Origin of the sequence: Amphritea atlantica (assembly GCF_900111095.1) — a bacterium.
In the GTDB taxonomy this organism is placed as follows: Bacteria; Pseudomonadota; Gammaproteobacteria; order Pseudomonadales; family Balneatricaceae; genus Amphritea; species Amphritea atlantica.
Genome location: NZ_FOGB01000007.1, coordinates 128473 through 142413, shown reverse-complemented (window position 1 = coordinate 142413; position 13941 = coordinate 128473). Strand labels below are relative to the sequence as shown.

General features: G+C 48.8%; 13 protein-coding genes. 6 read left to right on the top strand and 7 right to left on the bottom strand.

The window, feature by feature from the left end; translation table 11 throughout:
- Positions 1 to 20 precede the first annotated feature (20 nt).
- The 4 genes from BMY09_RS13105 to BMY09_RS13095 all read left to right on the top strand — a co-directional run bounded on the left by BMY09_RS13105 (position 21) and on the right by BMY09_RS13095 (position 4332).
- Positions 21 to 3269 carry a type I restriction endonuclease subunit R gene (locus BMY09_RS13105; protein WP_091359200.1) on the top strand — a complete coding sequence of 1083 codons (3249 nt, stop codon included), beginning with the start codon at positions 21 to 23 and terminating at the stop codon, positions 3267 to 3269.
- A gap of 134 nt (positions 3270 to 3403) precedes the next feature.
- Positions 3404 to 3604 carry a DUF6933 domain-containing protein gene (locus tag BMY09_RS22530; RefSeq protein ID WP_376787868.1) on the top strand — a complete coding sequence of 67 codons (201 nt, stop codon included), beginning with the start codon at positions 3404 to 3406 and terminating at the stop codon, positions 3602 to 3604.
- A gap of 41 nt (positions 3605 to 3645) precedes the next feature.
- Complete coding sequence (locus BMY09_RS13100) at positions 3646 to 3996, top strand: type II toxin-antitoxin system RelE/ParE family toxin (RefSeq protein WP_091358965.1); 351 nt, start codon at positions 3646 to 3648, stop codon at positions 3994 to 3996.
- Between the two features lie 27 nt (positions 3997 to 4023).
- Entirely contained in the window at positions 4024 to 4332 is a 309-nt protein-coding gene (locus tag BMY09_RS13095) for a helix-turn-helix domain-containing protein (protein WP_091358962.1), read from the top strand.
- Positions 4333 to 4493: 161 nt separating this feature from the next.
- Here the strand turns inward: BMY09_RS13095 and BMY09_RS13090 are convergent, their stop codons facing one another.
- Positions 4494 to 5438: a quinone oxidoreductase family protein gene (locus BMY09_RS13090; protein WP_091358959.1), complete on the bottom strand. Its 945-nt coding sequence runs from the start codon at positions 5436 to 5438 to the stop codon at positions 4494 to 4496.
- 22 nt (positions 5439 to 5460) lie between these two features.
- Between BMY09_RS13090 and BMY09_RS13085 the strand changes: the two genes are divergently transcribed.
- Positions 5461 to 6327, top strand: coding sequence for an AraC family transcriptional regulator (locus tag BMY09_RS13085; protein WP_091358956.1), 867 nt, complete (start codon positions 5461 to 5463; stop codon positions 6325 to 6327).
- Between the two features lie 105 nt (positions 6328 to 6432).
- On the opposite strand, the gene BMY09_RS13080 is transcribed toward BMY09_RS13085, so the two are convergent.
- The 6 genes from BMY09_RS13080 to BMY09_RS13050 form a co-directional block, all read right to left on the bottom strand.
- Positions 6433 to 7338: a methylenetetrahydrofolate reductase gene (locus tag BMY09_RS13080; RefSeq protein ID WP_091358953.1), complete on the bottom strand. Its 906-nt coding sequence runs from the start codon at positions 7336 to 7338 to the stop codon at positions 6433 to 6435.
- Between the two features lie 413 nt (positions 7339 to 7751).
- Positions 7752 to 8978: a tyrosine-type recombinase/integrase gene (locus BMY09_RS13075; RefSeq protein WP_091358951.1), complete on the bottom strand. Its 1227-nt coding sequence runs from the start codon at positions 8976 to 8978 to the stop codon at positions 7752 to 7754.
- Between the two features lie 1324 nt (positions 8979 to 10302).
- Positions 10303 to 10581 carry a hypothetical protein gene (locus BMY09_RS13065; protein WP_091358946.1) on the bottom strand — a complete coding sequence of 93 codons (279 nt, stop codon included), beginning with the start codon at positions 10579 to 10581 and terminating at the stop codon, positions 10303 to 10305.
- A gap of 51 nt (positions 10582 to 10632) precedes the next feature.
- On the bottom strand, positions 10633 to 11298 hold the full coding sequence (locus BMY09_RS13060; protein WP_091358944.1) for a response regulator: 666 nt from the start codon (positions 11296 to 11298) through the stop codon (positions 10633 to 10635).
- A gap of 77 nt (positions 11299 to 11375) precedes the next feature.
- Positions 11376 to 11831, bottom strand: coding sequence for a response regulator (locus tag BMY09_RS13055; protein ID WP_091358942.1), 456 nt, complete (start codon positions 11829 to 11831; stop codon positions 11376 to 11378).
- Positions 11832 to 11851: 20 nt separating this feature from the next.
- Positions 11852 to 12724: a DNA-binding protein gene (locus BMY09_RS13050; RefSeq protein WP_091358940.1), complete on the bottom strand. Its 873-nt coding sequence runs from the start codon at positions 12722 to 12724 to the stop codon at positions 11852 to 11854.
- Positions 12725 to 12909: 185 nt separating this feature from the next.
- Between BMY09_RS13050 and gap the strand changes: the two genes are divergently transcribed.
- Positions 12910 to 13926 carry a type I glyceraldehyde-3-phosphate dehydrogenase gene (gene gap / locus BMY09_RS13045; protein WP_091359197.1) on the top strand — a complete coding sequence of 339 codons (1017 nt, stop codon included), beginning with the start codon at positions 12910 to 12912 and terminating at the stop codon, positions 13924 to 13926.
- Positions 13927 to 13941: the final 15 nt, after the last annotated feature.

Below are 13941 nucleotides of genomic sequence, written 5' to 3'. Positions count from 1 at the left end.
TAGTAGGGATGCAGAACCAGATGAGCAGTGCTAAGGAAGTTCACTTTCAAAACGATATCATCGAACAGCTGATTGCTAACGGCTGGTTGCTCGGTCAGCCCGCTGGCTACAATCGAAAACTTGCGCTGTATGAAGAGGATCTGCTGGGGTTTGTACAAGAGACACAACCCCTTCAATGGCAGAAATACTGCAAACTCTACCCACAAAACCCTGAACAACAGTTTCTTGAGCGGGTCGCTTCTCAGCTGTCCAAAGCGGACCCGAATGCGGCGAGCAAAGAGTTGCGCACCTTTGGCACCCTGGGCGTGCTGCGTACTGAACTGAAAGACCGCGGTACGCGCTTTCGCCTCTGTCAGTTTAAACCTGATCATGATCTCAACCCCGATACGCTGGCACGCTATCAGAAGAACCGTCTGCGGGTAGTGCCTGAGCTGACCTATAGCCCCTATGCCACGGATGAGTATCTGACTGAAACAGGTAAGCAGGCAAAAAAATGGCGCATCGATTTAGTTCTGTTTCTTAATGGTTTGCCTGTTGCCACACTGGAACTAAAGTCAGAATTCAAGCAGGCCGTTGAAAACGCCATAAAACAGTACAAACTCACCCGTCTGCCGAAAGATCCGGTTACCAATAAACCAGAGCCACTGCTGACCTTTAAGCGCGGTGCTTTGGTGCATTTCGCTGTGAGTCAGTACGAAGTCTATATGGCAACAAAGCTGGAGGGGGAAGACACCTTCTTTCTGCCGTTTAACAAAGGCACTGCCGAGGGGGCTGCGGGTAACGATGTTCCCGCTGATCCGAATGAGTATGCTACGGCCTATCTGTGGAACGAGGTGCTTGCGCCCGATAATCTGCTGAAAATTCTGGCCAAATTTGTTCACCTTCAGATCGAAGACAGAGAGGACTGGCAGGGCAAGAAGACAAAGAAAGAGACGATGATCTTCCCCCGTTACCATCAGTGGGATGTGGTGAATAAACTGGTGGGGGATGCCCGTGATAACGGCCCTGGCCATAAATACCTGGTGCAGCACAGTGCCGGCTCGGGTAAATCAAACTCCATCGCCTGGACAGCCCATCAACTGGCGTCACTTTACGATACGGAGGGTAATAAACGTTTTCATTCCGTTATCGTGGTAACCGACCGCACCGTACTGGACGATCAGCTTCAGGACACTATCTATCAGTTTGAGCACGCCGATGGTGTAGTCGGGCGGATCAATAATAAAGAGGGGCAGGGATCTAAGTCAGAGAAACTGGCCAGCGCGCTGGAAGATGCGCAGCCGATTATTATCGTGACCATTCAGACCTTCCCCCATGTGCTGAAAGCGATTGAGAACAGTGTCAGCCTGAAAGCGCGCAACTATGCAGTGATTGCCGATGAAGCGCACTCATCGCAGTCGGGTTCAACTGCCCGTCAGTTGAAAGAGGTGTTGATGCTCGATGACAAAGAGGAACAGGAGGAACTAACCTCTGAAGATCTGTTAGATGCCACCATCGCCGCCCGTAAAAGCTCTAATAACCTGAGTTATTTTGCTTTTACCGCCACGCCTAAATCGAAAACCCTGGAACTGTTTGGCCGTTTACCCGATCCCGATCTGCCCGCGTCATCAACCAATAAGCCCGAGGCGTATCATGTTTACAGTATGCGCCAAGCGATTGAGGAAGGGTTTATCCTCGATGTACTGAAAAACTACACCAGTTACAAGGTCGCGTATCAACTGGCTGAAAAAGCACGGGAACAGGACAAAGAGGTTGATAGCAAGCGAGCTAAGGTAAAACTGAATCAGTGGGTGCGACTGCACGATTACAATATCGCCCAGAAAGTACAGGTAATCATCGAGCACTTTAAAGCTAATGTGATGGGTCTGTTGGGTGGTCAGGCAAAAGCGATGGTCGTCACCAGCTCCCGCAAAGAAGCGGTACGTTATAAGCTGGCGTTCGATAAATACGTTGCCGAGAACAAATATCAAAACATCACCGCAATGGTCGCTTTCTCGGGTGAGGTTGAGTTTAACAGTGATGATCCGAACTCAGCGGGGTTAATCGGTGAGAAATATACCGAAACCAGTATGAACCCAGCGCTCAAAGGGCGCGATATGCGCAAGGCCTTCGATTCCGATGACTACCAGGTGATGCTGGTTGCGAATAAATTTCAGACAGGTTTTGACCAACCCAAACTCTGCGCCATGTACGTGGACAAGAAACTGGGGGGCGTGGAATGCGTTCAAACCCTGTCCCGCCTGAACCGTACCTACCCGGGTAAAGCAGAATCAGGCACCTTTGTGCTGGACTTCTTTAATGACCCTCAGGAGATTCTGGACGCCTTTCAGCCCTATTATCAGACCGCTGAACTCACGGATGTTTCAGACCCGAATCTGGTCTATGACCTCTGTGAGAAGCTTAAAGCGCAGGGGATCTTCAACTGGAGTGAAGTCGAACAGTTCTGTACCGCTTTCTTTATAAAAAATAAGAGCAATGCTGCGATCGTTAATATCTGCAAGCCCGCAGTTGAACGCTGGCAGAAACGTTATGCTTCGGCTATTGATGCCTATAAGCAGGCCAAAGATATTTTTGAACGTACTAAAAATACAGGTGATGCCACGCTGATCGCCAATGCGGAAAACAGTTTCAGAGAGTGTAAGCAGGAAAAAGATGCCCTGGAAATTTTCAAAAAAGACCTGGGAAGCTTTGTACGCTTTTATGAGTTTATGTCGCAGATAGTTGATTACGATGATAAAGAGCTGGAAAAACTCAGCCTGTTTGCCCGCCACCTTCGGCCCATGCTGCGTGAAAAAATCGATCAGGATGATGATGTCGATCTGAGCAACGTGACTCTGAGCCATTATCGTCTGTCTAAAATTCGCCAGCAAGATCTGAAACTCAAAGAGGATGCGGCAGATTACACCCTCGACCCCAATACCGATATCGGCTCTGCGAAAGCCAAAGATAAAAAAGAGGAGTTTCTGTCGGTTATTCTGAGACGCCTCAATGAGCTGTTCATCACCGATAACCTGACAGATGATGACATGCTCAACTACGCCCGGACAGTGGCTGACAAAGTAGGGGAGAACGAGAAGGTGATGCACCAGATCAGAAACAACTCTTCAGAACAGGCTTTCCTCGGGGACTTTCCTATGGCGCTGGATGAAGCGGTGATGGACAGCTCAGATGCTCATCAGAATCAGATGATGCAGATACTCAGCAACCCGCAGGTGGCACAAGGGTTTGCCCGGGTAGTGTTCGATATGCTTACGAATATTAAGTCTTAATTATCAAAATATTGTATAAGTAATCTGACAATTCACATCACTAAAAACTGGCTGAAAAACTAAAGAAAGCGGGCTTTGACGTGCCTGCTAGATCAGCCAATAAGCCATCACTGCTGGGCGACTAGCATGCCAATATCACCACCATACAGCGCCGCCAGTGCATCGTGTTTACTCATGATCAGACCCGTTTTACTGTCGCATTAACAACTGTCACCCTGAAAGAGATTAAGCAGCTGGATTGGTGGTTAAGCGATATGCTGTTGAATACCATGCCTGCTGGAAATTTTGAAAGCCAACAGAAATCGATTGCTACAAGACAGTGTTTGCCATTCTAAAACTATGGTAATGTATACCACAGTTGGGGAGATTAATATCAGTGAAGATATATGTTACCGATGACTTTGATGATTTCATGGTCAAAGCACAGCTGGACGATAAGATCGTTTTAAAAGTCGCTAACGAACTTAACAATGGTCTGCATGATGGCGATCTGGATATGGGGAGACTGTTCAAAAAAAGAATACCTTCACCCAGGCAAAGTAAACGAGATTCTAACAGGAGCGTGGTAGCAATCCGTAAGGATAATCTCCTTTTTTTATTGATGGCTGGCGCAAGGCAGATGTTCCAAAGAAAGGTAAAGAGATCCCCGATAAGCTACTGGAAACATACAGACTATTGGGTGATAGCTTCCTTAATTTTACAGATAAACAGATCAGGCAAAACATAACAGCGGGTCTGCTGAGAGAGGTTAAAAATGGTTGATACACGTTTAGACAAAATGCACGCAATTGCAAAGCGTTTTAATGACAACGGTACTATCGATCAATTAACGATGCGTAAAATTGATGCATTAGCCATGAGCGCTAAAAATGAAGAGATGACAGCAGCTAGAATTAAATCAATAAGACAGCGAGAGCACATAAGCCAGGGGGTATTAGCGACCGTTCTTAACATGAGCAGTGAAAGTGTTAAAAAGTGGGAGCAAGGCAAAACCCAGCCTCAGGGAGCCGCTTTGCGCTTGCTCAATGTCATTGATAAAAAAGGGATTGAAGCGGTTATATAACTCGCCCTTAAAATTACCCTGAAGACAGGCTGATCGTGACTACTGACCAGTCAGGTTTCAACGTTACAACAGCTGTATCTGCATACTGCCCAGAGCGTTTTCCAGACACGTGTAAATCCAGCTAAGGGATTGTGTTGGGTCCTGTAGACGCTCTGCCTCAGTTAACCAATCGTCAACACCAGACGCTCTGATCCTGTGTATTGCCAGGCTTGCGTTACCTGATCCAGGGTCATCGCTTTGGTGTTGATCTTCAGGCCTGCCGGTTGGGCCCATTCGAATACCTGGCTGATACTTTTAATCAGGTTGCCCGGCGCAACGCTGCCAATGCCGCTGCCCATCAGTACAAGATTTTTGCTTCTGAGGGTGCCTGCATCGAGGGGGAGGTCTGCACCCGCCATCGAGCCAATATTCACATACCTCAGGGGGTTATCCGGCAAGGCGGGTATAGCCCTGAGCAGGCAGGCGGCGGGTATGCCCCATAAATAATCCAGGACGATATCCACGGGAGATGTTTCCAGCAGGTCGCGGAAGGCGGCAGTCAGTTGCTCTGCAGACTGGTTAAGGCTGATAAACTGATCTGCGCCTAATGCCAGCAGGGTGTCAGCATCATCAGGATTGCGGGCAGTGGCAATGATGGTGGAAGCACCCAGATAGCGCGCAATCTGAATAGCTAAACGACCTGATGCGCCAGCAGCACCATTGATCAGAACAGTTTCGCCGACGCTAAAGCTGGCCCGGTACTGCAGGGCTGCTATTGAGGACATTCCCGGGTTAGCAAGAGCCGCAGCGGAAATATCATCAAGGTCATCGGGTATGGGGACACAAAGCACGCTTCTGACGGCGGCCTGTTCAGCCATGCTGCCATCACGAGGAAAAACAAAGAATACCCGGTCACCATTTTCCAGCAGACCTACGCCATCCACACCGGGCACCATAGGTAAGGCAGTGCCGCTGCTGTAATGCAGGCCTGAGGCTTTGGCGCGCACCAGTTGGCTGATGGCAGTTGCACGGGGGAAAACCCTTTGCTCACCGGGCTGTAGGATGAGGTCGGCAATTTCACCGATAACGGGGGGCTGGTTGAAGTCAGTAATGACGGCGGCTTTCATTTAAGTCTCCTGAGTTGGCTGCTTGAAGTTCGTTAAGTCTGCCCATAAACTGATTGGCGAACATCTGAAAATAAGACAACTTATGCAGGAAACCCGACACGATTGGCTGCGTGTACCGTTAATCGTTTTTCCCGAAGGCAAACCCATCCGGCCGGTCAGCGTCCTTTATCGCCAACTTCAGGCTCAAACAGTGGTGGCCGCGCACACGCATAACTGGGGGCAACTGGTGTACTGCCGTCAGGGGGCTCTGGACGTTATTACACCTGCAGCCCGGTATCTGATTCCACCCGATCGGGCCGTTTGGGTCCCCCCCAATCAGCCTCATGAAATCTCATCACTGTACGGCGCAGAACTCACCAGTATTAACATTTTGCCGGTGGCGACAGCTGATTTAGCGCAGGAGTGTCTTGTCCTGGAAGTATCACAACTGCTTCGCGAACTGATTCAGGAAGCGCTTAAACAACCGGTAGATTATGACTGGCATAGCCCGGCTGGACGCTTGTTCCGTACCCTGAGAGATCAGATCTCGGTAGCGCCGCAGGCACCACTATATCTGCCATTACCGGTGGACTCGCGGTTGCGCAACATCTGCTATCAACTGGAAGAAGATCCGTCATTGCAACATACGCTGTCAGAGTGGGGGACGCTGGTAGGCGCATCCGAACGGACATTACAGAGACTGTTTCAGAAAGAAGCCCGTATGACCTTTCAACAGTGGCGTCAACAACTGCGCTTGCAGGTAGCACTGGAGCGACTGGTGACTAGCAGGGACTCCGTTACCATGATTGCTGCTGATATTGGCTATGAGTCCACATCGACCTTTATCAGCATGTTCCAAAAGTACTGCGGTATGACGCCGGGGGAATATCGAAAATCAAAGTCTGGCTGACAGCTATTTTACATTACGCTCTTATCATTCAGAGGGGGTTGCCGGGTAAAAGAGCAATGCGCTAAAAAAGCATGATGCTATTAAAGACCGGCGATCACTGTTGTGTTAAACCTCCAGGCCAGAACTGTCCGCTAATGGCTGATCATTGCAAACCCGGGAATTCATCCAACGGACACCGTCCTTAATACCGCCGAAAGGGTAGAGGTGGTATCCAATATCTCCCAGTTCCTTCTCTGCCAGGCCGCGGACAAGATCTGCCCAGAAGTGATCCGCGACAGACTTACGCAGCAAGGTCGCCAATGACAGCCCGTAACGCCCGGCAATTTCCGTGGATGCGACTACCCCAAACTGCTTTGCATATCGGAGCAGCTGGCTGATACTTGCTGGCCCTGGAACGCCGATATTAACAGGGGCATCGATGCCGCGATCGCGTAGTTGTCTGATCCAGCGCACGATAGCCTCAGTATCGAAACCAAACTGAGTGGTGATCTCCAGCGTGCAATGAGCATCTCGAAGCAATTGATATTTCCATTCCAGTGCGTGCCAGAGTTTATCTGTACTGATCTTCGGATGCCCATCGGGATAGCCGACGATCCCAACATGATGAATGTCATGGCGTTGTAATACCCCACTTGCGAGCAGGGCCAGCGAATCGGTGTATGGACCCGCTGGCGTAGCGGGATCTCCGCCGACGAAAATATAGCGGGACGGGCAGGCTGCGCGGTTTAGCTGCGTAATCAGACTGTTGAGATCCTCTTCCGAGCGTAAGCGGCGCGAAGAGATGATGGGGACAGGCTCAAAGCCGCATTCCCGAATGACTCTGGCGGCATTCACTCGCTGATCAGGGTTCTCATTGCCCAGAAACGCGATGTTGATCGGCGTGCCCGGTGGAATCAGTGGTGCAGCTATTTCGATCTGGCGGATCTCCTTGCCTGTCACTTCCAGCGTGTATGCCGCTGCGCTGGGACTCTTTTCAATGGCCGCTGTGTTGTCCGGTTGTACGATATGCATGAATCCACACTCTATGAAATATGATGTGACCGGCTAGCCCGGTATGAGCTGCGTAATATCAACGTCAGGATATAGGTTATCGGGACGCTGATGAGCCAAATCAACAGTAGCCAGAAAGCGCCTCTGATATTTGATTGGGGCAAGATTACGCCTGAACAGAAAACAGGATCAGGCATAAAAGGAATAATTATAATGAGTACAGATTGGTGGAGGTGGCGAGAGTAACGCGCACTTCACAAATGCGTAGTGCAGGCAGTCCGGGGCACTCCATTTTGCATGCATGCTTATGCCTGGATTGCGTCCGCCCGGCATATTTTCAGCCACTACTATTCAGCAACGACAACAATAAAGAGAGATGCTTTTCTGACAGAGTACTTTAAGAAGAATGAATAACTCGATGTATTATTGATGAATTATACCTCCTGATTTTTAGCACTCGAAGCCCGCTCCATATTATCCGAATCCACATAAAGCTCATCGGTGGTTCTGATGCTGCCATGCCCCAGGTCGGCCTGAACGTGTGCAAGGTTACGACCTGCGGCCACTTCCATCGATGCACCCGTATGCCGCAACCAATGAGTTGTTGCGGCTTGCAGTTCTGATGCTTCGACCTCAAAACCATCCCGTAATAATGATTCACAGCTTTCAATAAAGGCGACTTCTACGATATTACGCAGCTGTCGGGTACCGATACCGCGATTGCGGACTCTGGACTCGATCACAGGTTCTGAAGAGTCTTTAGAGGGAAGGGGGGTTAAGCCCCGGAACTCACGATAGCGCTTTAAGAACTGCAGGTATTCGTTTGAGATGGAGACATCTCGTTCTTTAGAGCCTTTACCGTAGGTACGATACCACCAGTTACCTTCATGGTCTCGATGAAAATGGGACATCACAGGTAACCAGTTAGAACGTTCAGCCAGCTCAGAGATGCGCAGTTTAAGTGACTTTAAGGTGGCGATGACAAACAGAGTTCGTTCGTGCTGTGGATCGGTAGCGGCCATCGATGTTGCCGTGCTCAGGAGGTATTCCCATTGCAGTTCAGAAAGTCGCTTGGCAGTACTGATACCTGTTTCGTGACGGAGGTATGGACAGTTTTTCTTCACAATCGGAACCTGATTGCCCGGCGCATAATCTTCAGCCATAAGGTAATTGAAATAGACACTCAGATTAGAAAACAAACCTTGCCATGATTTTGTATTTAAGCGGCCTTTACCTGCACCGGCTGCCCGAAATGGACGCCAGCGTTCATTAGGCACACGTATCCCGGCAACGGTCAGAAAACGTCTTTCTGTATTGTCTGCCTGCCAGTTGGAGTCAGGCCTGGCGACAAAGTCAGTGTATTCTTCAAGATCCCGCCGGCGGAGCGCTACCACGGACTTACGCTTAATCAGCCAGGACCATAACAGCAGGCGCTCAGAATCGCCACGGAACTTATCGTAAGTATCCTGGCTTTTCTTGCTGTAACTGGTGAGAAAGTCCTTGGTATAGCGATAGTCATCCAGAGCGTCTTCAATGCCGAGGCTGAGTACGAATGCTTCAACGGCGGGTGATTGATCAGGGAATACAGCGTTTCTGGAAATCTGATTGAAATACTTAGCTGAGTCAAAGAGAGGGATGCCAGGAAAGGATTTACTCGACACGGTTAAAGGCCTTAAGCAGATTCAGAATAGTGTCATAAGTATAAGATTCATAAGTGCCAATTACCAGTAGTGTCTACTACTGGTAATTAGATAGAGCACACGTACAACCCCATTAAGAGCGCTAAGCTGCTTTTAATTGCTGCTTTTAGTCATAGTTACTTTACATAGCTACTTTTAATCACATAACTATCTCAACGCTCACGGCATACATCACTGAATTTACATAACAACCACTGGCTTCGCTTTGCTGGACGATACCAATATAGCTACTGTCGAAGATCAACGGCATGTCATGTAGATAGTCCTGTCGCATCAACCAGGCCAAACACTAGGCAGCAATGTCATTTATCCTTTTCACGGGTCAGCCCTTGACGAGATGACAATGAGATCAACAAGACACTGTCAGAGGCTCATCTGAAGCGAACCTGCCGGTTAGATTTCACGGAGTGGCAGAGTCACCCTGAAAATTTAAATCAACGGTACTGTCCGCACGCAATTATCCAAAAAGGAGCTAAGCATAAGGAACTAAGCATTTTGCTTTGATAGAACAATCGATGGAATAACCGGGGAATAATGTCCGGATTGAGAAAACCGTTCGCATTCATGTTTCCGGAACAGAGCATCAAACGCTCCTGGTTTCAGATCGCTCTTCGAATCTCATTTAATCAGATCTCATTTCAGGAGGAAGTGGTGACATGAATCTACGCGTTTGATCATCGCAGGAGATTTCACGCAGCGACAGGATTACCCACAAAACTAAATTCTTCGACGCTCTCCGCACGGTCTGTTTTCACGCTTAAGATCTCAAGTTTCAGACGCGATCTGGCAGCAGGAGATACGACATCAAGAGATCAATCTGAAAGACCAGGTAGTAAGCCTTTTTCATTTCAGGCAACACAACTGAAGCCTGAACAGAGCCTGGTGCAGGGTGATGCTCATCGCAACCAACCAGAACCCCTGTCTCATTTCGAACCACGCTTTCGATCCATACCTTCAAACCATTCTATGGACAGGCTGTGCCTCCAACATCCATCCCCTTAAAAATATCATATTTAACATAATATACATTATACGAAGTGATATATTTATAGAGATTGTCGCTATTCAGGACATTCCAAGCTAGCTAAGGCTTACTACTGGTTTAATAAAAGACGGTGAAATTTGCGTGCGCTACGTGAAAAATCTAACGATCTTTAAGGTAAACACTGCCGAACGCGAGTCTGCGCACGACAAAAAACAGGCGGATAAAAATCCGCCTGCTCTGCTGTGTACTGCTTACGTTAAGAAGGAAAATCCGGGAAAGTCTGGAGAAGAAAATCGCTGATCAGGAGATCAGTATCGGCTGTTCAGGTGATTCATAACTGCACACAAGGAATGGTGAAACCGCAACCAGTTCATGGGTTTGATATGACTGAACAATCAGCTCCTGCGCGCCGCAGGTTTTATCTATTTTGGCCAGCACCTGGTAAGGTGCGCCCCGGCATAGCAAACGCCGGTTGCTGCTGTAAAAGTCAGCATCAAGATAGATCTCATCTCCAACGCGAATTTCACGCCAGAGAAAATCCGCTTCAAGAATAAGCTCAGACTGGTCCTGATCGTACATAGATTACGCCTCAAATTGGCACGCGATTATTGTGCGGTCTGAATGAAATACTCAGGCCTCTACAATACTATGACGGATAGCGATATGTACAAGTTCAGAATTGTTATTGATACCCAGTTTGCGCAGGATATTGGCACGATGGGCGTGTACAGTTTTAGGGCTCAGAAACATCTTTTCAGCGATCTGAGCTGCCGATTGCCCCTGAGCGAGGCATGAGAAAATCTGAAACTCACGCTTAGTGAGCTTGTTGAATGGGGAATTACCGTCCGCTGCGCCCGGAGCCAGCATCTCACGAATACTTTCTGCATAGTATGTGCGCCCTTCTGAGACCTCATACACGGCCTTCAGAAGCTCGTCAGGGGCGCAACGCTTGGTCAGATAACCTGACGCACCCGCCTGAACAACATGCGCGGGGAATGGCTCACTTTCCATAACCGTCAGCACCAGGACTTTGGCTTCAGGATCTTTGGCCCTGATCACCCGTATGGCTTCAAGACCACCATAATTCTGAATTCCATCACCTTCAGAGCCATCGGAAGGCATAGAAAGATCCATGATCACCACATCCGGACAAACGGAAAAGTACTTTTCTACCGCTTCCTGGCCACTACTGGCCTCAGCAATGATATCAATCCCGCTGTCATTATCGAGCAGACGCTGAAACCCCGCTCTGACAACAGGATGATCATCAACCAACAATACCTTGATAGCTCTCATGTATAGCTCAGATCCCTTTGAATATTCTATCTATGGGCCAATTATACCGATCAACGATCAGTAATGCAGTGTCTTGATTAAATGTTGTCGTTATTGTTAATCACACTATCAGCCCCGAAATAGACACCGTGTGTATCAATATCCAGTGCTACAGCGGGAGACACATCATCAGAACTCACCACGACAGGCATAGCAACCAGCTCATCACTGTATCCAATAAGCTTGATGCCTTCCTTTTTACAGTGCTGCAGCACTTTTTCAAGCGCTCTGATAACTGCCGTCTGGCGAGTACTCAGATGGCTGTCGCTTGGCTGATCGTCGGAGGGCTTTTTACTGGTAACCTGGCGGGTAGCATACCCCTGCTCGTCAACCAGCTGCAGAGTAATACCAACCAGTTTCTCCTTAACAAGCACCACCTTGGCAAGATTGAAAACAGGCTCATCAGTACAGCAAACAGCACCGTCAGGATCACAACTTTTAATCCCTTCAAGAATCTCTCCGTACGATGAGCCCTTCTCCAGATATGTATCCATAGTCTCAAATATTCAAGTAGTTATGACTTTAACTTAATGTTTTCCAATAGGGAGTGAAGCCGTTCAACCTCACGCTCTTTTTCTTGTAAACGTACCTCAAGCAATGAATCTACACTGCCTGAATTCAGCTTCTGCTCCATCTCACGATAGCGCATATCCTGCTGACTGATCACCTGTTCCAGCTGATGTTTCTCTTTAAAGCTTTGCCGCTCAACGTCGAGCAGCGCGTCTCTCAACTGACGGTTTTCATCCTGCAGAACCTGATTATGTTTTTCAAGCCTTGAAGTCTCCCCTTCAAGGTACTGATTTTTATGCGGATACTCCAGCACTTCCTGCTGATGATTGCCACCACCACTTCGCTCGAGCTGCTCAAGAGTGATCTCAAACTCTTTTATCTGGCGCCGCAGATCCCGATTTTCGGATTCGAGGCGCATCTCTCGTTCATCCTGCGCCAGCTGCTTTTTTTGCAGCTCTGCGATAGCCGCCAGGCTCTGCTGGTTTTCACTCAGAAGCTTATCAGACAAATCCTGCAGGCGGCGCAAGTCATTATGACTCTCGGTATTACGCCCTTCCAGCTCAGCTTTTAGCGCCAGATAACGCTGTTCAAGCTGCTCCCGCTGATCAGACAGCTGGTGCTCAGCATAAGCCAGCGCCTGCTGCCACAGCGTGTTAGCACTATTAAATACCGGCTCAGGAATATCCGGTCGGGCATTCAGTTCAATCAGCCGCTTACCCAGGCCCTGCCACCAGTCATTCAATGCTTTATTAATGGTCGTCAGGCTGCCAACCCCTAACTCATTGCGCACCATCTGCTGGGTGGGCTTTCGCCCCTCAGCAAGCAGATTGTCGGCTATTTCAAATACTTTGTCGTAGGTCTTGGGTGTCATTGTCATGATATTAAAAATACATAATACATATTAGATACTTATCTTATATGAGCAATCCCGACACTACCAGCTGAATCAGCAGAGACACACAAAATAGTGAACTCTCTCCCCGACGACAACGGTTGTTACTTTGACTTCAGCCATTATCGTCTTATGCTGAAACAAAGCCAATGCAGCAGAAGGAGCATGCCATGACAATCAGAGTAGCGATTAACGGGTATGGTCGTATAGGGCGCAATATTCTTCGCGCCCTGTATGAATCAGGTAAGAATAGTCAGATTGAAATTGTTGCCATCAACGACCTGGGGGATAGCCGGGTTAATGCACACCTCACCGAATTCGATAGCGTACATGGTCATTTCAATTATCCGGTCAGCGCCGAAGGCGATACTATGAAGGTGGCTGGAGACAGTATAAAGATCCTCAGCGAAGCCGACCCTCACTCACTCCCCTGGGCCGAGCTTGAGATCGATATCGTTTACGAGTGCACCGGCCGCTTCACCAGCCGCGAGGCCGCCGCGGTCCATCTGGACCAGGGTGCACAGCGGGTACTGGTATCCGCACCAGCCAAAAACGCTGATGCAACCATTGTTTATGGTGTTAACCAGTCGATTCTTAAACCGGAACACAAGGTGATCTCAAACGCCTCCTGCACCACCAACTGCCTGGCACCGGTGGCGAAGATTCTCAATGATCACATCGGTATCAAAGAAGGCATTATGACCACTATCCATGCCTATACCAATGACCAGCATCTTTCCGATGTTTACAGTAACGATATCTATCGGGCCCGGGCCGCCACCCTGTCAATGATCCCTACCCGCACCGGCGCCGCTGAAGCGGTCGGCATCGTTATGCCTGAACTGAAAGGCCGGCTGACCGGAATGGCGGTAAGGGTGCCGACAGCCAATGTATCACTCGTTGATCTCTGCTTTGTGCCACAAAGAAAGACCTCTACAGAAGAGATCAATCAGTTGATGCTGGACGCTTCAAAAAACAGCCTGAAAAACATTCTGGAATATAATGAGCTGCCACTGGTCTCTGTCGACTTCAACCACCACTCAGCCTCATCGATTTTTGACAGCACTCAGACACGGGTAATGGATGGCCTGGTGAAAGTATTTGCCTGGTATGACAACGAATGGGGCTTTTCCAACAGAATGCTGGATACGACCTTAGAGCTGTTCAGAAACAGAGAGACTGATTGAATCAGAGATACAGAG